The 22,491-nt window shown below is 36.9% G+C and carries 19 protein-coding genes, 1 other RNA gene and 2 pseudogenes; 8 read left to right on the top strand and 14 right to left on the bottom strand.

Annotation, left to right across the window (positions count from 1 at the left end):
* The first annotated feature begins 93 nt into the window (after nucleotides 1-93).
* A pseudogene (locus QK255_RS13325) lies at nucleotides 94-1,316 on the top strand (tyrosine-type recombinase/integrase).
* Between the two features lie 102 nt (nucleotides 1,317-1,418).
* Here QK255_RS13325 and QK255_RS04945 read toward each other — a convergent pair.
* Both QK255_RS04945 and gdhA read right to left on the bottom strand, forming a co-directional pair.
* On the bottom strand, nucleotides 1,419-2,765 hold the full coding sequence (locus tag QK255_RS04945) for a glucose-6-phosphate isomerase (RefSeq protein ID WP_002290415.1): 1,347 nt from the start codon (nucleotides 2,763-2,765) through the stop codon (nucleotides 1,419-1,421).
* Between the two features lie 111 nt (nucleotides 2,766-2,876).
* The gene (gdhA, locus tag QK255_RS04940) at nucleotides 2,877-4,226 is read right to left on the bottom strand and encodes an NADP-specific glutamate dehydrogenase (protein WP_002290414.1); all 1,350 of its coding nucleotides are present in this window, start codon (nucleotides 4,224-4,226) and stop codon (nucleotides 2,877-2,879) included.
* 116 nt (nucleotides 4,227-4,342) lie between these two features.
* Between gdhA and QK255_RS04935 the strand changes: the two genes are divergently transcribed.
* Nucleotides 4,343-5,596, top strand: coding sequence for a BaiN/RdsA family NAD(P)/FAD-dependent oxidoreductase (locus tag QK255_RS04935; protein WP_002329379.1), 1,254 nt, complete (start codon nucleotides 4,343-4,345; stop codon nucleotides 5,594-5,596).
* Between the two features lie 70 nt (nucleotides 5,597-5,666).
* On the opposite strand, the gene ybaK is transcribed toward QK255_RS04935, so the two are convergent.
* Genes ybaK through QK255_RS04920 form a run of 3 tightly spaced genes read right to left on the bottom strand, consistent with a single transcriptional unit; the run spans nucleotide 5,667 to nucleotide 8,127 of the window.
* Nucleotides 5,667-6,152, bottom strand: a complete 486-nt coding sequence (gene ybaK / locus QK255_RS04930; RefSeq protein WP_002290411.1) for a Cys-tRNA(Pro) deacylase — start codon at nucleotides 6,150-6,152, stop codon at nucleotides 5,667-5,669.
* A gap of 22 nt (nucleotides 6,153-6,174) precedes the next feature.
* The gene (gene aroD, locus QK255_RS04925) at nucleotides 6,175-6,933 is read right to left on the bottom strand and encodes a type I 3-dehydroquinate dehydratase (protein WP_002290410.1); all 759 of its coding nucleotides are present in this window, start codon (nucleotides 6,931-6,933) and stop codon (nucleotides 6,175-6,177) included.
* Between the two features lie 15 nt (nucleotides 6,934-6,948).
* Nucleotides 6,949-8,127 (bottom strand): class I SAM-dependent rRNA methyltransferase, encoded by a 1,179-nt coding sequence (locus tag QK255_RS04920; RefSeq protein WP_002290409.1) that lies wholly within the window; start codon nucleotides 8,125-8,127, stop codon nucleotides 6,949-6,951.
* 228 nt (nucleotides 8,128-8,355) lie between these two features.
* Here QK255_RS04920 and QK255_RS04915 point away from each other — a divergent pair, with 228 nt between their 5' ends.
* From QK255_RS04915 to QK255_RS04905, 3 genes are all read left to right on the top strand, one after another.
* A complete protein-coding gene (locus tag QK255_RS04915; RefSeq protein WP_002290408.1) occupies nucleotides 8,356-10,476 on the top strand; it encodes an LTA synthase family protein in 2,121 nt (706 codons plus the stop codon).
* Nucleotides 10,477-10,647: 171 nt separating this feature from the next.
* Nucleotides 10,648-11,373: an FtsX-like permease family protein gene (locus QK255_RS04910; protein WP_002290407.1), complete on the top strand. Its 726-nt coding sequence runs from the start codon at nucleotides 10,648-10,650 to the stop codon at nucleotides 11,371-11,373.
* Nucleotides 11,363-11,872, top strand: coding sequence for a hypothetical protein (locus tag QK255_RS04905; RefSeq protein WP_002329381.1), 510 nt, complete (start codon nucleotides 11,363-11,365; stop codon nucleotides 11,870-11,872). Before QK255_RS04910 ends, QK255_RS04905 begins: the two co-directional genes overlap by 11 nt.
* A 72-nt stretch (nucleotides 11,873-11,944) precedes the next feature.
* Here the strand turns inward: QK255_RS04905 and QK255_RS04900 are convergent, their stop codons facing one another.
* The 3 genes from QK255_RS04900 to QK255_RS04890 are packed head-to-tail and all read right to left on the bottom strand — an operon-like array spanning nucleotide 11,945 to nucleotide 14,440.
* Nucleotides 11,945-13,393, bottom strand: coding sequence for an ATP-binding protein (locus QK255_RS04900; protein ID WP_002290405.1), 1,449 nt, complete (start codon nucleotides 13,391-13,393; stop codon nucleotides 11,945-11,947).
* Nucleotides 13,393-14,109, bottom strand: a complete 717-nt coding sequence (locus QK255_RS04895; RefSeq protein ID WP_002290404.1) for a winged helix-turn-helix domain-containing protein — start codon at nucleotides 14,107-14,109, stop codon at nucleotides 13,393-13,395. The genes QK255_RS04900 and QK255_RS04895 overlap by 1 nt, the downstream gene beginning before the upstream one ends.
* Entirely contained in the window at nucleotides 14,090-14,440 is a 351-nt protein-coding gene (locus tag QK255_RS04890; protein WP_002290403.1) for an SdpI family protein, read from the bottom strand. The genes QK255_RS04895 and QK255_RS04890 overlap by 20 nt, the downstream gene beginning before the upstream one ends.
* A 143-nt stretch (nucleotides 14,441-14,583) precedes the next feature.
* Here QK255_RS04890 and QK255_RS04885 point away from each other — a divergent pair, with 143 nt between their 5' ends.
* The 3 genes from QK255_RS04885 (at nucleotide 14,584) to QK255_RS04875 (ending at nucleotide 16,416) form a co-directional block, all read left to right on the top strand.
* Nucleotides 14,584-15,357 carry a Cof-type HAD-IIB family hydrolase gene (locus QK255_RS04885; protein ID WP_002290402.1) on the top strand — a complete coding sequence of 258 codons (774 nt, stop codon included), beginning with the start codon at nucleotides 14,584-14,586 and terminating at the stop codon, nucleotides 15,355-15,357.
* Between the two features lie 170 nt (nucleotides 15,358-15,527).
* Nucleotides 15,528-15,894, top strand: a transfer-messenger RNA (tmRNA) gene (gene ssrA / locus QK255_RS04880).
* Nucleotides 15,895-16,113: 219 nt separating this feature from the next.
* The gene (locus QK255_RS04875; RefSeq protein ID WP_172892691.1) at nucleotides 16,114-16,416 is read left to right on the top strand and encodes a DUF5960 family protein; all 303 of its coding nucleotides are present in this window, start codon (nucleotides 16,114-16,116) and stop codon (nucleotides 16,414-16,416) included.
* 925 nt (nucleotides 16,417-17,341) lie between these two features.
* On the opposite strand, the gene QK255_RS04870 is transcribed toward QK255_RS04875, so the two are convergent.
* From QK255_RS04870 to QK255_RS04845, 6 genes and pseudogenes are all read right to left on the bottom strand, one after another.
* Complete coding sequence (locus QK255_RS04870; RefSeq protein ID WP_002293041.1) at nucleotides 17,342-17,539, bottom strand: cold-shock protein; 198 nt, start codon at nucleotides 17,537-17,539, stop codon at nucleotides 17,342-17,344.
* 420 nt (nucleotides 17,540-17,959) lie between these two features.
* A pseudogene (locus tag QK255_RS04865) lies at nucleotides 17,960-18,652 on the bottom strand (DUF3800 domain-containing protein).
* Nucleotides 18,653-18,779: 127 nt separating this feature from the next.
* A complete protein-coding gene (locus QK255_RS04860; protein ID WP_283341609.1) occupies nucleotides 18,780-19,790 on the bottom strand; it encodes a peptidoglycan recognition protein family protein in 1,011 nt (336 codons plus the stop codon).
* Nucleotides 19,791-19,800: 10 nt separating this feature from the next.
* Nucleotides 19,801-20,064 (bottom strand): holin, encoded by a 264-nt coding sequence (locus QK255_RS04855; protein WP_111994845.1) that lies wholly within the window; start codon nucleotides 20,062-20,064, stop codon nucleotides 19,801-19,803.
* A 13-nt stretch (nucleotides 20,065-20,077) separates the two neighbouring features.
* Nucleotides 20,078-20,320, bottom strand: coding sequence for a hemolysin XhlA family protein (locus QK255_RS04850; protein ID WP_002342098.1), 243 nt, complete (start codon nucleotides 20,318-20,320; stop codon nucleotides 20,078-20,080).
* A 63-nt stretch (nucleotides 20,321-20,383) separates the two neighbouring features.
* The gene (locus QK255_RS04845) at nucleotides 20,384-22,489 is read right to left on the bottom strand and encodes a coiled-coil domain-containing protein (RefSeq protein WP_283341608.1); all 2,106 of its coding nucleotides are present in this window, start codon (nucleotides 22,487-22,489) and stop codon (nucleotides 20,384-20,386) included.
* Nucleotides 22,490-22,491: the final 2 nt, after the last annotated feature.

Here is a 22,491-nt window from a genome sequence, read left to right as displayed (position 1 = left end):
TAATACGACGATTTTCTAAATATTCGTTCAAATAACATACCTCCCCTAAAATATTCTTATTATTAGGAATGAAATACGAAAGGATTGGTTTTAATGGCTTCCATTAAAAAGTACTATTTAAAAAAATCAAAAGAATATCGTTATGAAGTCTATATATCAAATGGAATTGATCCTGGTACTAAGCTACAGAAAAAGATTCATAAAAAAGGGTTTAAAAGTCATGAAGAAGCAGAAAGATTCGCAAAAATTGTCGAAGGCGAAATAGCTTCGGAAGAATATACACAAAAAAACCCTAAAAATTTGACTATAGAAAAGTTTATGGACGATTGGATTAATAACTATAAAATGAATGTTAAAGAAGGAACAAGAATTGTTCACAGAGCAAATATAAAAATGTACATCAATCCATATATTGGAAAATATAAACTAGATAAATATACTAGAGCTGATCATCAAAGATTCATCAATCAGTTACTTACTAAAAAGGGTTTGGGGAGAACTAAGGAAGGTCTCTCAGTAACAACAGCCAAAAGTATTAACGCCACTCTTAGCAATGCTTTCAAAAAAGCTATTCAGTTAGGATATATAAAGAATAACCCTACTAGTTTTGTTGAGTTTCCAAGAAATCCATCTGATAAAAAGAAAGTTAAATATTATACTTTTGATCAATCTGAACTATTTCTCGAATTTGCCAAAAAAGAAAAATCATTTATATGGTATCCCTTTTTTCTTATTATATTTGATCAAGGATTGCGAAAATCAGAAGCTTTAGGGCTTCAATGGGCTGATATTGATTTTTCTCAGAATACACTTAATATTAATCGTGAACGTCTTGGGCTGCTGAAAAAGGACCTAACAAAGGTTTGATTATTACAGATGACACAAAAACCCCATCTGGTACACGATCATTGCCTATGACAAAACGAGTAAAGAAAGCCTTATTGACTTTAAGAAATCAAGTAATAAAAGAATTTGGTTTTTTACCTGAAACAGATGACCACGAAGCATTTATTTTTATAAACACTTACGGAAAAAATAAAGGTATTCCAATAAGGGATCGAACTGTTAATGGTGCTTCTCACAGAATTGAAAAACGTGCTAATCTCCCCCACATAACTGTGCATGATGGCAGACATACTTTTGCAGCTAGAACGAGACAAGCAGGAATACCTTTAGAAGATATCAAAGATTTTTTAGGTCATAAAGATGTTTCTACTACACAAGTCTATGCCCATATTTCTCCCGAAGTGAAAAAAAGATCAATGAATCAACTAGAAAACTATATAGAAGAGCAAATAAAAAAGCACTCAAATTGAGTGCTTTTTTAAGTTCACTATCACTAAAACTATCACTAATTTTATTTAGAAGCGAACATGTTTCTATCACTGATTTTTTAAATCTAGCGAAAACCCCTTATTTTAAAGGCGTTCGTTCAATTCTTTAGCAAGGTCTTCAAAGCCTGGTTTGCCTAGAAGTGCGAACATGTTTTTCTTGTAAGCTTCTACACCTGGTTGGTCGAATGGGTTGATTCCATTCAAGTAACCTGAAATACCTACAGCAATTTCAAAGAAGTACATTGTGTAACCCAATGTGTAAGCATCCATTTCTGGAATTTTGACTAGCAAGTTAGGTACGTCACCGTCTGTATGAGCAAGCAATGTTCCTTCAAATGCTTTTGTATTTACGAAGTCCACTTCTTTTCCTTGCAAGTAGCCTAGACCGTCTAAGTCTTCTGCTTGTTCAGGAATCGTGATTGATTTACGAGGTTTTTCAACTTTCACAACTGTTTCAAAAATATTGCGGCGTCCTTCTTGGATGAATTGTCCTAAAGAGTGCAAATCAGTTGAGAAGTTTGCGCTTGAAGGGTAGATGCCTTTTTGGTCTTTTCCTTCAGATTCGCCATACAATTGTTTCCACCATTCTGAGAAGTATTGCATTCCTGGTTCATAATTGATCAACAACTCAGTTACTTTGCCTTTACGGTAAAGAATGTTGCGCATTGCTGCGTATTGGTAAGCTTCGTTTTCTTCTAGTTTGTCGCTTGAATAAGCTTTGCTTGCATCAGCAGCTCCTTGCATCAATGCGTCAATATCTGCTCCACTAACAGCGATTGGTAACAAACCAACAGCCGTTAATACAGAGAAACGTCCGCCGATGTCATCAGGAATCACGAAAGTTTCCCAACCTTCTGCATCTGCTTCTACTTTAACTGCACCTTTTGCTTTATCTGTTGTAGCGTAGATACGTTTGTTTGCTTCTTCTTGTCCGTATTTCTTAACAAGAAGCTCTTTGAATACACGGAAAGCAATCGCTGGTTCAGTAGTTGTTCCAGATTTTGAAATAACGTTTACTGAAAAGTCGCGATCACCGATTACTTCGATCAAATCAGCGATATATGTTGAACTGATTGAATTTCCGGCAAAGAAGATTTGTGGTGCTTTGCGTGTGTCGCTATCTAATAGATTGAAGAATGTGTGATTCAAGAAGTCGATCGCTGCACGAGCGCCTAAATAAGAACCACCGATACCGATAACAACTAATACTTCAGAATCAGATTGGATTTTTTTAGCTGCTTCTTTGATACGTGCAAATTCTTCTTTGTCATAGTTCGTTGGTAAATCGATCCAGCCGCGGAAGTCGCTTCCTGCACCAGTTCCTTCCCGTAATTCGTTGTGGGCTGCTGTTACTTGGCTTTGCATGTACCCTAACTCATGTTCATTGACAAACGGTGCTACTTTTGAATAGTCAAAATGAATGTGTGCCATTTGTTCTCCTCCTTATAGGTTTACTCTACAGGTAATACTTTACGTTTTTTTTTATTATTTTTCAAGCAAATAAACAAAATGCTGACAATATTTCCAAGAAAGTTTCATTTTTTAAACTAAACCTTCTGCTGCCATTGCTTTGGCAACTTTTTCAAATCCAGCAACATTTGCTCCAAGAAGCAAGTTCTTTTCATCGCCATACTCAGCGGCTGTTTGGCGACACGTATGGTAAATCTTTTCCATGATTTGATCCAGCTGCTCATCCACTTGTTCTCTTTCCCAAGTCAATCGCTGGGCGTTCTGACTCATTTCTAAAGCAGATACTGCCACACCTCCAGCATTAGCAGCTTTTCCTGGACAATACCACACGTCTGCTTCATGAAGAACAGAAACAGCTTTTACTGTACATGGCATATTAGCGCCTTCTGCTACGATTTTGATCCCATTTTCTACTAAGATTTCAGCCAAGCTTTCGTCTATTTCGTTTTGAGTAGCACATGGCAAAGCGATATCCGCCTTTTCTTTCAATGTCCAAACAGATTCTCCAGCATGATAAACAGCAGAAGGACGTTGGTTCGCGTATTCCGTCAAACGTTGTCTATTGATTTCTTTGACTTCTTTCAATAGTTTCACATCTATTCCTTCTGGATCATAGATGTACCCGTTGGAATCTGAACATGTAATCACTTTCCCGCCTAGCTCTTGCACTTTTTCGATTGCATAAATGGCTACATTCCCACTTCCGGAAACAAAAACTATTTTTTGATTAAATGAATCTTTTTCTTCGTTCAATAGATGTTTGACATAATACACTAATCCATATCCAGTCGCTTCTGTACGTATCTTGCTTCCCCAGAAATCTAGAGGTTTACCTGTCAACACACCAGTATCATATTTTTTCAATCGTTTATATTCGCCGAACAAATAGCCGATTTCTCTAGCTCCTACACCGATATCTCCCGCAGGAACATCAATCGATGGCCCGATATGTTTTGACAATTCCAACATGAAACTTTGACAAAAACGCATGATTTCATTATCAGATTTCCCTTTAGGATCGAAATCACTCCCACCTTTTCCTCCACCGATTGGCAGACCAGTTAAACTATTCTTAAAAATCTGTTCAAAAGCCAAAAATTTTAAGATACTTAGGTTGACACTGGGATGGAAGCGTAATCCACCTTTATAAGGGCCGATAGCTGAATTGTATTGGATACGATAGCCTCTATTTACTCGCCAGTTTCCTTTATCATCTTGCCAAGGTACTCGAAATTGAATAATTCTTTCTGGTTCTGTTAAAAGTTCTAAAATATTCTTTTCGATATATTCGGGATGAGTGTCCAAAAAAGACATTACTGTGGGCATAAATTCATCGATTGCTTGTAAAAATTCTTCTTGTCCTTGATCCTTTTGATGTAGCTTTTCTTGAATTGCTTGAACATATTCTGTTGCGTTTGTCATCGTTCCACGCTCCTTTGCTTATCTTCCCTCATTTTAGCTCATTTTCTCTTTTGGCTCAAAACATTTTTTTCTGTTTTCTTTCTTCAAATATGCTACACTTTCCTTGAGGTGAGGGAATGGAAAAACTGTATGATGTGATCGTAGTCGGCGCTGGAACAAGCGGGATGATGGCAGCGATCAGTGCAGCTGAACAAGGCGCACGCGTACTTTTGATTGAAAAAAACAAAAAAGCAGGGAAAAAACTACTGATGACAGGTGGTGGTCGGTGCAACGTCACGAATAATCGTCCTGTTGATGATTTAATCGCACATATTCCTGGAAATGGAAAGTTTTTATATAGTACATTTGCGCAATGGAATAATTTCGATATCATGAACTTCTTTGAATCACAAGGCGTACATTTAAAAGAAGAGGATCATGGACGGATGTTTCCTGTGACAAATAAATCAAAAACGATTATCGAAGCATTACTTAATCGTCTGAAAGAACTAGATGTGACGATCCTATTCTCTACTCGAGTAGAGAAATTGATCCACAAAGAACATAAAATTTACGGTATACGCACGGAATTCGAAGAGTTCCATGCTCCTGCCGTTATCTTAACGACTGGTGGTCGGACTTATCCCTCTACTGGTTCTACTGGAGATGGGTACAAGATCGTGAAGCGAGTAGGTCACACGGTGACGCCTCTTTATGCGACAGAGTCCCCCTTGATATCGGATGAACCGTATATTCAAGAGAAAACACTTCAAGGGCTTTCTTTACAGGACATCACTTTACGTGTTCTAAATAAAAAAGGCCGTGTATTGACTGAACATACGATGGATTTGCTTTTCACCCATTTCGGTATTTCTGGTCCGGCTGCACTGCGTTGTTCAAGTTTTGTCAATAAAGAATTAGAGAAAATGGGAGAACCAGTGATGCTTTCTCTGGATTGTTTCCCCACACAAACCAAACAAGAGCTTATTCATTTATTGACAGAAAAAAGTAAAGCCACCAAAAAGAACTTAGTAAATGCTTGGCACGGTCTATTACCTGAGCGATTGTTGGTTTTCTTTCTTGAGCGGCTTGAAATGGACAGCCTAACAGGACAACAAGCCTCTCAAAAACAAATTCAAGATTTCGTTCAATTATGCAAAGAGTTTAAGCTATCAATCAACAAGACTTTTCCTATTGAGAAATCATTTGTAACTGGCGGAGGGGTTTCTCTAAAGGAAATTCATCCTAAAACGTTGGAGAGTAAAATCATTGATGGTCTGTATTTTGCCGGAGAATTACTGGATGTCAATGGTTATACTGGCGGCTTTAATATCACAGCGGCTTTCGCTACAGGACATGTAGCAGGAATGAATGCTGGGCAAAGAGCATAATGTATAAAAAAGAAAGAAGGAGACTGGGCAAACAACATCCCGGCCTCCTTCTTTCTTTTATACGTATGATTTATTGTTTTATATCTGCAAATTGTCCGCTCGTTAATGCACAGATATCTTGAGGAGCTAATTCCATCTGCAGCCCTCTTCTGCCAGCTGATACAATGATTTGATCATAGTTTTCTGCGATTTGATCTAAATAAGTAGGAAATAGTTTTTTCATTCCTATAGGCGAGCAGCCACCACGTATGTATCCGGTCGTTGCTTCCAAATCTTTCAAATGAAGCATTTCTACTTTTTTATTCCCTGAAACTTTTGCTAATTTTTTTAGATTCAATTCGGCTTCTCCTGGTATCACAGCAACAAGAGGCCCCGTCACATTGCCCACAGCAACCAGTGTTTTAAATATACGAGATTGGCTCTCTGGGAGCTGTTCGGCGACAGAGGACGCACTTAGGTGGTTTTCGTCCCATTCATATTCGTGTTCTGTATAGGGAATCTTTTTTTGTTCGACCATACGGATCGCATTCGTTTTTACTATTTTTTTCTTTGCCAAAAAATATCACCTCAAACTTGTTCTACAACGGTTCATTTAATAATTGGATAATTTGCTTCAATGCTTTGACCGGTAATTGTCCTGGAGCAGAAACAGAATCACTGCTTAAGGAACCAAACGTCATGACGGATCCTGTCGTTCCGCCAGCCAGACGAGAAATTTTCCCCAGATCGCCCATAGACATCGTAATGATAGGCATGGAGACAAAAGCATTTGCCCGTCTAGTCAACTCCATCAACCGCAAAACATCTCGTTCATTGTTGGGAGTCACTGCCAACTTTCCGATATCAGCGCCAAAATGTTCCATGACATTCAACCGGTAAAGCAAGACAGGGTCAGCTGGTGTTTCTTTAAAATCATGACTACTGATGATCAAAGGGATATCTAAAGATTTGATTTCCTCTATCAGTCCTTTCCCTAAACTTTCAACTTTGAACAACTCGATATCGACCATATCTACTAATCCAGTGTGTATCACATGTTCATAAAGATCGCGATACTGACGGATCGATATGTCTTGTTCTCCGCCTTCAGCTAAGGTACGGAACGTAAATAATAACGGCAATCCATCAAGCATCTCATGGATAAGAACCAATGTTTCTGCAACTTCATCAAAAGAAAAAACCTTACGATAATGATCGACTCGCCATTCGACTAAGTCGGCCCCTGCTTCACGTGCAAGAACTGCTTCACGTAATACTTCCTCTCGGACGGCTCCGATAAGAGGCGCACAAATCTTTGGTCTACCGCTTCCTATATTCAATCCCTTTATCCGAACCACTCTGCATCGCTCCTTCTAATGGTTATTTTTAATTTGATAAACAAACACTTTCAGATAATTGCCTTCTAAAAAGGTATCCGTCGTCTGGAAATCTTTTGGCAGACGATATAAAGCAATTTGTTCAAAAGAAACATTCTTGGCATGGAATTCCTCTTCGATCATTGTTTGGAATTGTTCGATCGAGACATTCGCAGCATTTGTAGACGCAATAAGTATCCCATCTTCTGCTAAAATATCCAGACTATCCTTGATCAGTTCCCCATAATCTTTTGCTACGCGAAAGACTTTTTTCTTGTTTCTGGCAAAACTTGGTGGATCCAATACAATCATGTCATATAAAAATTGTTTTCTTTTTGCGTATTTGAAATACTCGAATACGTCCATAACAATGATTTTTTGCTGATCGACATCCAGGCCATTCACTTCAAACTGTTCTTGTGTTTTTTTCAAACTGCGTTTTGCTAAATCGACACTTGTCGTTTCGATTGCCCCTCCCATTGCGGCAGCAACAGAAAAGGCGCCGGTATAACTAAACATATTCAAAACTGTTTTCCCAGAAGCGAAACCTTCTGCTAATGATCCCCGTACTTCTTTTTGGTCTAGAAAGATACCAGTCATCAATCCTTCATTCAAATAAACGGCAAATTTTACTCCGTTTTCTTTTACGACCAAGGGCTCCGGTGCCTCTTTTCCGTAAATGAACTGGCTCTCAGGCAGATTCACTGATTCAAAACGAATTTTCTCATATCCGCCAATGATTTCCGGATAGATTTCACGAAAAGCTTGAATCAATAATTCACGATGTGTATATAACGTCTCGTTATACCAAGAAAAAACAGCATAACCTGCATAATAATCAATAATCAGACCGCCAATTCCGTCTCCTTCTCCATTGAATATACGAAAAGCGGTAGTAGAATCATCTGAAAAAAAGAAAGTTCTTTTTTCTTTTGACTTCACAAAAAGTTCTTCAAAAAATGATTGATCAAATGGGATATCCTGCTGGCTCAATACCCAACCGATCCCTTTATTCTGCTTTCCTAGATATCCTTTTGCGATAAATTGGTTTTGCGGATCAACTAATTCCACCCATTGCGTGGTTTCTTTTTGGGGATGTGCAAGGTCTTCTTTTTGGATCAGTGGGTATCCTTTTTTTAATCGACTGCTTGCTCTTTTTTTTACTTGTACTTTCATTCCTTCACCTGCTTTAGCTTTCTCTTCTCAAGTATAACAAAAAACATAGGACTTGTCTTACTGCTCCTTTTTCATCAAGCTTAAAGAAAAACTTAATGAAACAGCACAAAGTTCTGGTTTCAATTGACACTATATTGTCATACTAGTAAAATAAATGAGAATAAGTGAGCTGTGTAACATGGTTTCATGACACTTCTGTGATTAAGAAGTGCAGAAAGGAAGATTATCTTGAAATATATAAAAACACCTGCCTTTTTGAATAAGAGGCTCGGATTTTTTTCTTTACTAGTCGTTTTACTTTGGTTGAAAACGATTTTTGCCTATTTGGTCGATTTCCATCTTGGAATTGAAAGTGGCATTCAATACTTTATCTTGTTTATCAACCCTATTGCAACTACACTGTTATTACTTGGAATTGCTCTTTATATCAGACGCCCCAGAGTTGCTTATATCACGATGATGGTCATTTATTTTCTTTTGACATTGCTTGTTTTTTCGAATGTCACTTATTATCGAGAATTCACGGACTTCATTACGATCAACACGATTTTAGGTGCTGGGAAAGTAGCAAGTGGTCTGGGAGAAAGTGCCATTCGACTGTTTCGCCCATATGACGTGATCTATTGGATCGATTTCATTATCTTGACTGTTCTACTGATCGCCAAAAAAATCAAGTTGGACCCTCGTCCGATTCGAGCAAGAATGGCTTTTGCGATTTCTACATTAGCCGTTATGATTTTCTCAGGAAATCTTTTTATGGCGGAAGCTGATCGTCCAGAATTATTGACTCGTACATTCTCTCGGGATTATTTGGTTAAATATCTTGGCTTGAATGCTTTCATGGTTTACGACGGCGTTCAAACTTACCAGACAAACCAAGTGCGGGCAGAAGCAAGTCCCAATGATATGAAAGAAGTAGAAAATTATGTAAAAGAACATTACGCAGCACCAAATGATGATTTGTTTGGACTTGCTAAAGGAAAAAATGTGATTTATATCCATCTAGAAAGCTTCCAACAATTCTTGATCGATTATAAATTGACAGATGAGAATGGTGTCCAACATGAAGTTACACCTTTCATCAATAGTCTTTATCACAGCAACAGCACGTTCAGTTTTGACAACTTTTTCCATCAAGTAAAAGCAGGAAAAACAAGTGATGCGGAAACGCTGATGGAAAATTCATTGTTTGGCTTGAATCAAGGCTCCTTGTTCACACAATTAGGCGGAAAAAATACTTTCCAAGCTGCACCTGATATTTTAAGTCAAACAGAAGGCTACACGAGTGCCGTGTTTCATGGGAACGCCGGCACATTCTGGAATCGAAACGAGACCTATAAGAATTTAGGATATGATTATTTCTTCGATTCTTCTTATTATGACGTTAATGATGACAATTCGTTCCAATACGGTTTGCATGATAAACCATTTTTCCAACAATCTGTAGAATACTTGGAACGTCTGCAACAACCATTTTATTCAAAATTCATTGCTGTATCTAACCATTATCCTTATTCGAAATTCACCAATGACGAAGCTGGATTCCCGTTAGCCAATACAAACGATGAGACGATTAACGGTTACTTCGCGACAGCCAATTATTTAGACACTGCCGTACAAGAATTCTTCAACTATTTGAAAGAAAGCGGCTTGTATGATAATTCAGTTATCGTTCTTTACGGTGACCATTATGGTGTTTCGAATTCTAGAAATAAAAATCTAGCTGAATTAGTTGGAAAAACAAGTTCTACTTGGACAAATTATGACAATGCACAAATGCAGCGTGTCCCTTATATGATCCATATTCCTGGACAAACACAAGGCGGGATCAATCACACTTATGGCGGCCAAGTTGATGCTTTGCCTACACTGCTCCATTTACTAGGTGTAGATACAAAAAATTATATTCAGTTAGGACAAGATCTATTCTCGAAAGATCATGAACAGCTTGTTTCTTTCCGTGATGGCGATTTTGTTACTCCAAAATATACTTACTACGGTGGTATCATCTACAGTAACGAAACTGGTGAAGCCATTACTGAACCTACTGAGGAAGTACAGAATGAAATTGATTCACTCAAAGAAAAAGTTGATAAACAGTTAGCTGTTTCTGATCAAATCAATAACGGTGATCTTCTTCGTTTCTATACGAATAGTGGATTAGATCCAATTGATACCAGTGATTATGACTACAAGAATGGCTTAGAGAAATTAAAAGAAGCTGAAAAATCTCTAGGTGACAAATCAACTAGTGTCTTTAGTCAACACAACAGACAATCAACTGTTGATCTTTATAAAACACAAACGTATCAAGAACTTCACGGAACGACCACAGGTTCTTCCGAATGATAAAACAAATCTGAAAGGAGCTGCGACAAACATCTTGTCGCAGCTCTTTTTTCACAACCTCTTGCAAAAAGCAAGAGGTTTCCTGGTTTTGGTTTTAATTCGTGATTTTACTAAAGGAATTTCATACTTTATTCATATTCATTTTTTATACTTTTTATAGAGGTGAAAAGTATGAAAATGATCCGCTATGCTACTGCTCGATTAATTTATTACAAAAAGCAGACAATACTCTATTGTTTATTTTCAAGCTTTTCTGCTTTTTTATTGATAGCATGCCTGACTCTCTACCATTTGCAATCGGCTTTAGCGAATCAAGTCCAAGATCGGCTTTCATTTATTGGTGCTTCTGCATCTACGGAGCTTCTTCCGGCTTTAGAATTAGCTAGCCGATTTTATCTAAAAGGCATATTCAGTTTATTTTTTCTATTTGCCTTCTTTTTTATCTTTTTCTTTTACTATTCACTCAGGCAAAACCAGCAAGAATTGATGAATTGGCGCCTGACTGGTCTTTCTAAAGCCAAACTGTTCCTTTTTATTTTTTGGCAGCTGTTCTTTCCTCTCTTTCTTTGTTGTATCTTGGTTTTATTGTGGATCGTCAGCTTCCAGTCGGTTTATGAAACACTGCTTCAAAGGATCAATTTTCTTGTCTTAAAGACTGCTGAGCTGCCAGATATCCGTGATATCTTGACTTCAGTAAGCGGACTTACGATTCCGATGGATCAGCAGACTTTCTTTACTATCGATTTTCAAAATGATCTGTTTTTCACAGATATTCTTAGAGGCTTTGCCCAAACACTTGTTGGACTTAGCGGGTGCTGTCTGATTCTCAGCCTATTGCCATTCACTTTTTTTATCCATCACTTGCAAAGCAGGAGGTCTAAACGTAATGAAACCTGAATATTTGATTAACGCTGACCATTTGACCGTTATCTTGTGTCCCCTCGAAAAACAGGATAAGATATTGGAACATTTAAAAAAAGAAGTTCTAGTTGCTAATCTGGAAAATTTCGCCATCGTTCAAAAAGATTGGCCAATGTTTCCTTACCTAAAGCTCAAAGACCATGTGCTGTTAGATTTACCAGAAAAGGGAATCAAACAAGATCGTTTAGCCTATCAAGAAAAACTTGATATCTCTTCTTCGTTACTTAATTGTGCGGCGACTGAGCTTACGCCTTTTGATAAAGTAAAGCTTCAATTGCTTCATGCGTTGCTTTCCAAACGAAACAATATTGTTATTGAAGATACATTTGATGAACTTAGTATATTGGAGATCCAAGAACTGCTCCATTTGCTTTCTTATTTAGCTCATGAAGAAAATCAAGGTATTTTACTCTTTACGCATGACGCTACTATTGCCCAAAGTCCTTACATTGATCGTTTAGAGCCTGCGGGTTAAATCAGTCCTTTTATTATAAGAAAACAAGCGATATAGAAGATCGATTCATGATCTTTTATATCACTTGTTTTTTTACTCTTCTTTGATTTCTACGTCAGGCAAACGAACAGTGAATTTCGTTCCTTTTCCTAGTTCGCTTTCTACTTCTAATTTTCCTTTATGCAGGCGAACAAGCTGCTGCACGATTGGTAAACCTAATCCTGATTCACCATATTTTGTATTTTTTCTTGAAGGATCTACTTTATAATAGCGATCCCATATACTTTTCATTTGTTGTTCAGACATTCCAATTCCCGTATCTTCGATCGTGATGATCGTTTCAAGATAGCCTTTTTCCAGGGTGACCATGATTTGGCCGTTTTCGGTAAATTGTATCGCGTTTTGAATAATATTGACCATGATTTGGACAAAACGGTCATAATCCGCATAAACATCGATATCATCATCGGCTTTCAGTGTCAACGTATCCCCTGCTGCCTCTGCTTTAGCTTCTAACTGGGCAACAATATTCCTCAATGTTTCTGTACCATTGAATTTTTTAATGACCATACTGATTTGATTCGTACGGATTTTTTCATAATCCAAATTTTCATTTACTAAACGGATCAGACGCTCTGTTTCATTCTTCATCAATTTAATCGCGTTTTCTCGCTGATTCTCAGGGATTGCATTGTATTCCAACCCTTCCAGAAGACCGTTGATTGTCGTAAGAGGTGTTCTCATCTCATGGGAAGCATCTGCCATGAATTGTCTTCGACGATTTTCTTGTTCTTCGATTTCTGCTTGAGATTCTTTCAGTGAATTCGTCATTTTATTGAAATCATCTGCTAACTCATCAAATTCATCTTTATCATGTACGGGAAGCTGTACATCAAAATTGCCATTCGTCACTTCTTTCGTCGCATTCCTTAAACGATTGATCCGCTTGACTTGGAATGCTGCAAAAGCATAACTGGCAATGACCGCCACAATACTGGAAAAAATGAAACCTTTGAACAGGTTCAGTGTAATTGGACGAACACTGTTATCGATATTTCGCGCAGGTTGACTGACTACAAGTGCTCCATAGAATTCATGATTCAAATTGAATGGTACAAGTGCGTAAGAGGTCGCCTGTGCTTGCCCTAAAATGTTTTTATTCGATGTGAATTTCTCTTGACGCCCACTCCTCAGATTTTTCCATTGATCCGTTGTTAAGGTAAAGTTCAGCAATGCTGTATTGGTCGGATAAATGACACGTTCATTTTTGTCGATGAATATAAAATTCACATTTTGTTCTGTCAGTACTTGCTCCGTCAGCAGCAATGCATTTTGAAATGCCTGATCTTGACTAAACTGCGGAAGTGTATCGGCATAGGTTTGCGTTGTCTTTTCAACTGATTCAGCATATCCAAACAGTTGCTGATAATTGTTTTCTTCAATCGTCTGTTTTGTCAGTTGCGTAAAAGAAACTCCGACGATCAATAAGATCAACGCGACCATTCCGCAAAAAGCTAAGAGTTGCTGATACAAATAACGCATTAGGCAACACCAGAATCATCAAATTTGTAGCCGACTCCCCAAACAGTTTGGATAACTTGTGGTCCGACCTTTTCAATTTTTTGACGCAATTTCTTGATATGGGCATCTACTGTCCGTTCATCACCAAAATACTGGTAATCCCAGACTAGTTCAAGCAACTGTTCCCGAGAAAATACTTGTCGTGGTTTTTTTGCTAAAGTAAACAATAGATCGAATTCTTTAGGCGTCAAGCCTTCGATGGGCCGATTGTCCAGATATGCTTCTCGTGTTTTCGTATTCATCTTGAAATGACTGGTCTCAATATCAAAATGGTCATCTGAAACCGCTGCTTCTTCTCTTGCTTCTGCCAACTCGCTACGGCGATGTAAAGCTTTCATTCGAGCAATAAGCGTCAGCGGACTGAAAGGTTTCGTCACATAATCATCTGCCCCCATCTCTAAGCCAATCACCTGATCACTTTCAGAATCTCTAGCTGTCAGCATGATAATCGGCACTGTGCTTGAAACTTTGCGGATCTCTCTTCCTACTAGCATGCCGTCCATTGTAGGCAAATTCAAGTCCAATGTGATCATGTCCCAATGTTGGGGGTTTTCTAAAAAGGCGTCGAGCCCTTCTTTTCCATCATATTTGAAGGTTGCTTCCCAACCTTCATTTAAGAAAAACATCTGCATCATTTCAGAAACAGATTGATTATCTTCAATCATTAAAATATTCATTATCGTTCCCTCCAGTTTCCAGGTCATATCTCTGTAATTTTTTTTCTGTCATAATAAAAATGGGCATAATTGGAAATACCAATAATAGCATCTCGATCAAAAAATAATTCGTATGTCCAGATGTCTTTAAATAATAACCGATCAATGTCATCAGTAAGCCCATAAGGAAAAACCAGTTCCCGCTTGTCTTTTGTGCTAGTCGCCAATGAGCGTCTGTTTTTGCGGCAAGAGGCGAATGGTACCCATAAAAAGGCAGGTTTCCTTTTGAGGGCAGAATCCGAAAAAGACTGCCAATTATTAAGAATAAGATACCAATACTGAAAAAAATCATTCTTTCCCTCCTAAATTCTCTTCTTATAGTATACTCTATATTGTTGACTGAACCAATATGTTCAGGAATTCTTCACGAAAGGTTTGTCTTTTGTTCATTCTTTGTTAAGATAAACTTATTCCAATAAAAAAGGAGTTTTATTTGTGTCAAATTATCGTGCAATCACTTTCTTTGATCTTGATGGAACATTACTAGATGCGAAGTCAAAAATCACACCCGAAGTGGCAAAAGCTATGAACGCATTAAAAGAAAACAACGTTCTTCCCGTCATCGCCACAGGACGTACAGAAGCAGAAATCCACTCGATCATGGAAGATGCGGGCATTACTTCTGCAGTCACCATGAACGGTTCTTTCATTCGAGTAAACGGTGAAGAAATCTACTCTCAGACATTTTCTTCAGAAGAATGTCAAAAAATGTATGATCATGTACAGTTGAATGGGCATGAACTTTCTTACTATAACGACCAGAAAATCTGGTGTACCGGTCATAGCCAAACAATGATCGATGCTTATGACTTTATCCATTCAGATGTGCCGGAAATAGATCCTCTAGGCTTTAAAGACAATACAGTAAATATGTTACTTATCTTATCTCAATCGGGTGACGAATACTATCATGAACATTTTCCTGAGCTAACTTTTTATCGGAATGGTCCTTACTCGATTGATACAGTGAAGAAAGGAATCTCAAAAGGCGCAGGTGTCAAACGACTGAAGAAAGAACTTCAATTAGAAGAAGTTCCTACTTTTGGATTTGGCGATGGTCCGAATGATTTTGCCTTGTTGGAAGCTTGCGACAACAAAATCGCTATGGGCAATGCCTATGATGGATTAAAAGAGCTTTCTACTTTCATCACAAAGAAAAATACAGAAGGCGGGATTGTCCACGCATTGAAGCATTTTGATCTGATTTAAGTATATTTTTTCGAAACTGGACCCTTTCTTAAAAAATCACTTATTTTTTCTTAAGAAAGGGACAGTTTTTATATAAATAATGGGGTATCATCCGCTTTTTTATTGAATTTATCCCAAGATATGCTATACTGATTTTGTATGAAAAATACACGTAACCCTTGTTAGCTAACGGGGACGTTACGGATTCGACAGGCACAGTCGAGCTTGAATTGCGTTTCGTAGGTTACGTCTACGTAAAAACGTTACAGTTAAATATAACTGCTAAAAACGAAAACAACTCTTACGCTTTAGCTGCCTAAAAACAGTTAGCGTAGATCCTCTCGGCATCGCCCATGTGCTCGAGTAAGGGTCCTAACTTTAGTGGGATACGTTTCAACTTTCCGTCTGTAAGTTGAAAAAGAGAATATCAGACTAGCGATACAGAATGCCTGTCACTCGGCAAGCTGTAAAGCGAAACCTCAAATGAGTTGACTATGAACGTAGATTTTTAAGTGGCGATGTGTTTGGACGCGGGTTCGACTCCCGCCGTCTCCATTGTGAGATTTCAGCAGATTTCGCTAGATGCTTAAATCCTTATTTTATAAGGGTTTGAGCATTTTTTATTTTCGCTGATTTTCTTTAAATGAATGAAAATGGCATTCAAAATAGCATTCAAAAAGAACACTTTTTAATATATATGTTCCATCCATATTATCAATGATATTCCGCCTTTACAAAAGGAACGTTTGTTCGTATACTCTTTTTGAGGTGAACATTATGTTGATGGAAGGAAAAACACAATTATGGTTTAAATTCGATCCTACGAATAGGTTTATCAAAGATTTTTATAAAGTATGGGATTCAGAAGTTTTCTTTTTAGCAATCGAAGATAGCTTATTAATCAATCTCTACTATTCTAATAAGAACTATTTCAAAATTCCTGCTGCGAAAACTAGAATGAAGAAGGATGTATACTTTTTGTTTGATATCGTGACTGACGTGCCAGACGCACGAAGCGATCATCGGCGTTATGACTATATAAAGTATACTTTCGTTGATCCAGAAAGATACAAAGATTAAAGTAGGCTACCTAAAAAGGTAGCCCGGAACGGATTTTATCACCATACTTATGAAAGGAGATATTTTTTAAGTTAGTATTAAGATTGTGTAATATGATGATATCTATATTTTATAGTATCAGTGCTATAAAATCAAAAATAAGTCACTAATTAACTATCACTCCAATTATAAGTCTTTTTCCCACTATTTTTTACAGTTATATGGTATGCTTTTTAATAGCTTCAAGTATAAAAGAGTTTAAAGCGTAACACACTTATGGGGGAGTGGTTTTTGGGGAACGCTTTAAACTCTTCTTTATTATTATCTCACAATTTAACCAAAATGTCTTTCTATTTTAAAAGTCAAAGTAAAACTTTTCAAATATACAGAAGTATAACTATGTGAAACATCCTTTCATTAATCCATAAAAGGATACATAAAAAAGCCACTCATTTGAGTGGCAATGAAGAAAAGCTCCGGACGGTTATGAGCCGTCTGCTCTAACCAACTGAGCTAAAGGTACGGAATGCCACCACAACTCCTGCAAACAAAAAGAATGGACCTGAGAAAAGATAAATTATTTTTTTCATTCTTTACGTTGCGGTGGCATCTTTATTATTACATATTTAATAGCAAAAAACTAGGTTGTACTTATTCTTTGTAAAATATATTATTTTATGCTATTATTTCTAAGTCATAAAAAGAAAAAGCTTCAGATACTTATCTTTTGGGGAAAGACTCTAGGGTTAGGAGGTATCTGAAGCTTTTTTCTATGTTTATTATCTCACATAGTTATTTTTTAGTCTATTATTTGCTTAATTTTTTATATTATAATAATTTTATTTGCTCCTTAATTAGTAACGAACTACTCTAAATTGCTAGCAATAATTACGGTATCTAGCTTAAAATAAAAAAACACCTCAAATGAGGTGTTTAAAGTTCAACATTATTTTACAATATTTACTGCTTGAGGGCCACGTTGACCTTCTTCAATATCATAAGTAACTGCTTGGCCTTCATCTAAAGACTTGAAGCCTTCTCCCTGGATCGCTGAGAAATGTGCAAATACGTCATTTCCATCTTCTCCAGTGATAAATCCAAAACCTTTGTCTGAGTTAAACCATTTTACTGTACCGTTATTCATATATATTTCCTCCTGATACGTATATAATACGTGTTTTGTTGCAATTAATATTACTTTGTAAAAGGAGTTTTTATAGTGTGAATATATCGCTCAGATTACGTTTCAAATTAGATTACTTGTTTAGTATAACACGAATGTAATGGTAACACAAGGCTAACACGATTTAATATAAAGAACTATATTTAAGCATTTAGAAGAGTTAATTGCAGAACGAAAATACAAATACAATACTGATTAAAATTAAATAAAAAAACCACCTTTTGGAGGTGGCCCACAAGGGACGGCGTACTTACATTACGCTTAATAATTATTATCGTATTCCTTGTGTCGGCAGTGCGAAATTAATTCGCCTGTAAATTAATCATAAAGTAACTATCTGCTAAATGCAATAGTTATGCTTAAAAAAATTTAGCTTATTTTTTAAGGCAACCTCATACAAGAATGTTCCGGTATATTTCTCATTTCTCTGTTATCAATCTTGAACGATGTCCATAATCTGTTTGCCAATATATCACTAGCTTGTATCAAATAATTATGTTTAGAATCGCAATAAGACACATTTATTTCTAACTTACCTTTCCAAATAGGTTCATAAAATACACCCTAATTAAAATTATGAACACCATTTTTTAGTTCTTCATATACTGATTCCTCAAAATTATAATAGCCATTACTTGCAGTGGCTTGCTCATCCACACAGATACATAGCTTTAAGTCGTCCTCTGGATTCAATAATCCTCTATTTATCAGCAACTTAATTTTTTCTTTGACCAGTCTTTTTAATACATAATCTTTATATCTGTGTATTGATTTTTTATGATCTAAAATATTTGACTGTACCCTTTTGATATCAACTGTTAATCCCATACTATGTTCGTTTTTTAAAACCCTGTATAATTCGTATTTTTCACTTTTATCTAAATAACAAGCTTTTAATTCTTCTCTGTTACCTCGTTTGGTTTGGATTCGTTGAACCACTTTTTTATATTTTCTTTTTGCAATTTCTTTATTATCCTTGCCAATGAATGCGTATCCAGCGTAGACAAAAAATCTATTAGGTGCATTCCTATGCAAGACGCCTGAATCATCAAAAAATAAATGTAATTCTTCCAACAGCCGCTTCTCCGATCATTTGTTATAAATATATGTTAATTTTACATCTTAGCCGTCTTTATAACAATAACTAAAATTGCAGATGTAGCCTAATTATATGTACTGCCCCTCAACGAGGGGCCATTTTTTATCGTTGCGGAATATTTAAATACCAGCGTTTATCATGAAAATCTTGTGCTCCGCCTTTAGTGTTCCCTTCTGGATCATTCGTTGCCCGCATCATTACATAGACTTTCTTATTAGGAAAATTACGCATATTGAAAGATACATGATAACCAACATTTCCAGAAGTATTATAAGCTTGGTTTACATCTGGTCTATAAATTCCATCACCTCTTACTCGAGCTAATTCTTTTCCAGTATCGTAATTCATAATGAAGATATACTCGTATTTATAGTTAGCAATGTGCCATCCAGCTACATGCAAGTTTGCGTTTTCGATTTCTCCGAACTGATCAATGTGGGCGTAATTTGTTCCATCTGTCAGCGTAGGATTTGCAGCACCTGCTCTAGTTGGATCAATGACTGGTTTATCCTCCGAAGTAGTTGGATTATCATCCGTAAAACCATGAGCCAAATCATAGGCTAATTTTTCTTTACTTACACCCATTTCAGAAAGATAACCGTAAGGATCTGTATGATTGCCCCAAATATTTTGTGTTACCCATAAATGCAATTTGATTCCTGGTTGGTTATAAGGCGTGTCCAATGTTAATGGAATACCATATTTCATTGCTGAATCTCTAGCCAATTCAACGTATGCCTTGTAGTTTTTCTCAAACGTTGTTTTATCATGTGTGTGTTGTAACTCAATCTGCACAGGACTATTTGCATTAGCATATGAACCAGCACCGTATTGCACGTAACCAGGTTGTCCGACTTGGTAAACAATTCCACCGTCGCCAACAATATACGCTGTATAGGCATTGTACCAAGAACGTTTCATGTACTGCGCTTCATTTCGTCCTGTCGCAGTTTCGTTTGCTGTTTCATGCAATAGGATGTATTGATTATTCGCTACTTGAGAACTACCTTCATTCGCACCTAAATTAAACTCATTGTTGATCGTGTAAGCAAAGGCGTTTATTGGCAATAAAAAAAGAGCTATGATAGCTCCTACGAAAATTTTCTTTTTCATATTTCTCCTCCTATTTTTTTAAATTAGTTTGCGTATAGATACCACTTGCAATCGCTCCTGCAACAATTCCAGACATAGCCAATTGCTGCCATGATCCTAAATCTGGATAGGTCAAAGACAAAACGACTGCAAACAAAATCCCCACAAAACATGCTGATGGTGCCAGCCATTTTGAAGGGATAAGATTTGGCTTCTTCATTACTTCAACCAAAATAATTACTATCGGACTAATAATGATGCCTGTTCCTAAAATTTCATTAATTGCTTTTTCCATTGAATCACCTCCCTCACAGTTTTGTTAAGAAATATGCAATAATCGTGATGCCTAGCCCAATCATATAGCCCCAAGCCCACTTATTATTGTTTTTCATTTCTTTGATATCTTCTGCATTATTGAGTGCCGCAGAATACGCTTGATCTGCTCGATCTTTTGCAAAATCCGCTTTTTCTCGTAATGATTCATAGTTATCTAATTTTGTTTCAATGCGTACTAAACGCTCCACTACATCTTGTATTGCTTCATCTTTCAATCAAACAGCCTCCTTTCTGGAAATAACTAGCGCACTCATTTGAGCACACTGGTTATCTATTTCTTATATGATATATGTCACTGCGAATGTATATGAAGAAGCATATGATGTGTTACGCCTCCAATAAATATTACCATCCGCTCCAAACCCAAGTTGAGCATTGTTAAAAGCACTTCTGTCAGTCGACCCAACCAGTTGTTCAAAACTAATTGGTGTCCGATAGCCTTCTGGAACAGTTAAAATAACCGAATCATTCCCACCACTATTTCTTCCGTTTAAATCAAAAAAGTAAATCGTAACACAGTTTCCCTGTCTATATAATCGTGCTGTGCCTAGATTTCCATTCTTTACAGTTAAATTCACTATCTCCTTTCTGAAAACTTCATCTGTATACTTCTTTGATTCATTGACTGCTTCTATCTTCTTAGTATCCGTATAATTTCTAGCCGCATTTTCGTTTACGTTAATTTGCTTAGCTAAATCATCGGCAATATTCACAACGTTCGTGTTGACAGCTGCTATTGAATTATCGGTATAATTGTTTGCTTTACCTGTGATTTCAGAAATTTTAACATCTGTGACCAAGTTATCTTCGACATATTCTGGTGCTAGATCCCATACATAATCTTTTGGATTGTTTGAATCTCGCGTGCCGATTCCTCGGTATTTATACTCACTAATATTAGGGGTTCTGGTGTCTCCTTTTTCAATCTTGAGCCAGTCTATTTTTACAGTACCTTTTGTTTCACTTGGAAACTGATATACAGCTAGAGTTCGTAGTGCGCCTGCGTCTATGCTAGCCTGTGTTACTGTGAACTCTCCTTGCCATGTATCTGTTAATCCTTCAACTGGATACAAATCAGCAGCTTTAATTGTACCGCCGTTTAGAAATGCTACAAATCGCTGAATTGCTGGCTTGGTTGCTTTCATAGTTAACACATATTTCTGGTTAACTTTGTAGTCTTCTACATTGGCTTTTAAATAAACAGAGTATTCAGTTGTAGTAATAGGAAACTGAACATCTTTGTTTGCGATATCCTCACCCAAAGCCACCTTACTCAAATAATACGGCGCATCTAGTAAGTTTGGCTGATACGGAGTGGCTGTTGAGCCTTCTTCGATTTTGATGTCGTACAATTTAAATCCACCATTTATTTTACCGTTTTGAGAAAAGCTAACACTAATGAAAAAACGATCTAAATTTGTGATTTCATATGCAACACTGGCCGTACCTTTGATTGTTATTTCTTTTCCTACGTCATCTATTATCATGCTCGTATTATTTGCTTCTAATAGTACACTTCCCCCAGGTGTTTTACGATATGTCAACCTTAATTTATTAATGTCTCCTGTAGTTCCTTCATCAAATCGCAATTTTGCACTTAGAGTATATGTTTTACCACTGCCAACAGATGGCATATTAGCACTTGTTAACATATTAATGTCGCCTGTACCGTCAGACGTAAAATGTAATATTCCGTTATCATCAGTTAGTGACCCATGATTACCCTTAATAAAATCGCTAGATTCCAATTTATTTACAAATAAGTTGGGATTCCCCGAATAATCATAGTCACCGAAATCGATGCTGTTACTGTACATCACTTGTAAGTTACCTAATTTAGAAATTTCTTCTTTCAGAGCATCTAACTTGTCTTGTAGTGTTTTGGCTTGACCAGTTAAATCATTAATCTGTTGATTTAAGCTATCCACTCTACCTTTAATTTCAGCCATAAAAGCATCAAAAGTTTCGTTATACTTTCGAATCAACTCTTCCAATTGCGAAACGTATTCATCGGCTTGGCCTTGCGAAATGTCAGACACTCCTAGTGAGAAAAAAATGATGTCTTGCGTCGTTAAAATTTGATCGTCTTTTCTATATTCTACATAGCAGTGTTTATAATATCCTGCTTCACTCATAAATGTGCCATCAAGAGAAAATGTGACTTCTTCACTAGTTACGCTAGTTGCAACACTATCTACATAACGGTTAGATGGTGTTGTTCCTTTTAAAGTAAATGTTCCGCCACTCGTATCCATCTGCAAGCCATTTAAAAATGGTTTAACAGTCACCGTAATCCCTTTATCACCTTGACGAGCCATAATAGCTTTGGTGTAGTTTAATTCTTTGCTGAAATCTAAAGCCAAATTATATAAACTGCTAGCCATTT

The organism is Enterococcus sp. ZQ21 (assembly GCF_030053755.1).
GTDB lineage: Bacteria > Bacillota > Bacilli > Lactobacillales > Enterococcaceae > Enterococcus_B > Enterococcus_B lactis.
The sequence above is the reverse complement of the archived record's forward strand: the minus strand, read 5'-3'. Positions and strand labels throughout refer to the sequence as shown.

What these genes read in the sequence shown, in the direction of transcription:
- QK255_RS04910 (WP_002290407.1), top strand. Translation starts at nt 10,648, where the DNA reads ATGAAAATGATCCGCTATGCTACTGCTCGATTAATTTATTACAAAAAG.
- QK255_RS04920 (WP_002290409.1), bottom strand. Translation starts at nt 8,127, where the DNA reads ATGAAAGTACAAGTAAAAAAAAGAGCAAGCAGTCGATTAAAAAAAGGA.
- gdhA (WP_002290414.1), bottom strand. Translation starts at nt 4,226, where the DNA reads ATGACAAACGCAACAGAATATGTTCAAGCAATTCAAGAAAAGCTACAT.
- QK255_RS04845 (WP_283341608.1), bottom strand. Translation starts at nt 22,489, where the DNA reads ATGGCTAGCAGTTTATATAATTTGGCTTTAGATTTCAGCAAAGAATTA.
- QK255_RS04895 (WP_002290404.1), bottom strand. Translation starts at nt 14,109, where the DNA reads ATGAATATTTTAATGATTGAAGATAATCAATCTGTTTCTGAAATGATG.
- QK255_RS04945 (WP_002290415.1), bottom strand. Translation starts at nt 2,765, where the DNA reads ATGGCACACATTCATTTTGACTATTCAAAAGTAGCACCGTTTGTCAAT.
- QK255_RS04900 (WP_002290405.1), bottom strand. Translation starts at nt 13,393, where the DNA reads ATGCGTTATTTGTATCAGCAACTCTTAGCTTTTTGCGGAATGGTCGCG.
- QK255_RS04870 (WP_002293041.1), bottom strand. Translation starts at nt 17,539, where the DNA reads ATGAATAACGGTACAGTAAAATGGTTTAACTCAGACAAAGGTTTTGGA.
- QK255_RS04875 (WP_172892691.1), top strand. Translation starts at nt 16,114, where the DNA reads ATGTTGATGGAAGGAAAAACACAATTATGGTTTAAATTCGATCCTACG.
- QK255_RS04855 (WP_111994845.1), bottom strand. Translation starts at nt 20,064, where the DNA reads ATGGAAAAAGCAATTAATGAAATTTTAGGAACAGGCATCATTATTAGT.
- QK255_RS04860 (WP_283341609.1), bottom strand. Translation starts at nt 19,790, where the DNA reads ATGAAAAAGAAAATTTTCGTAGGAGCTATCATAGCTCTTTTTTTATTG.
- QK255_RS04905 (WP_002329381.1), top strand. Translation starts at nt 11,363, where the DNA reads ATGAAACCTGAATATTTGATTAACGCTGACCATTTGACCGTTATCTTG.
- QK255_RS04890 (WP_002290403.1), bottom strand. Translation starts at nt 14,440, where the DNA reads ATGATTTTTTTCAGTATTGGTATCTTATTCTTAATAATTGGCAGTCTT.
- QK255_RS04935 (WP_002329379.1), top strand. Translation starts at nt 4,343, where the DNA reads ATGGAAAAACTGTATGATGTGATCGTAGTCGGCGCTGGAACAAGCGGG.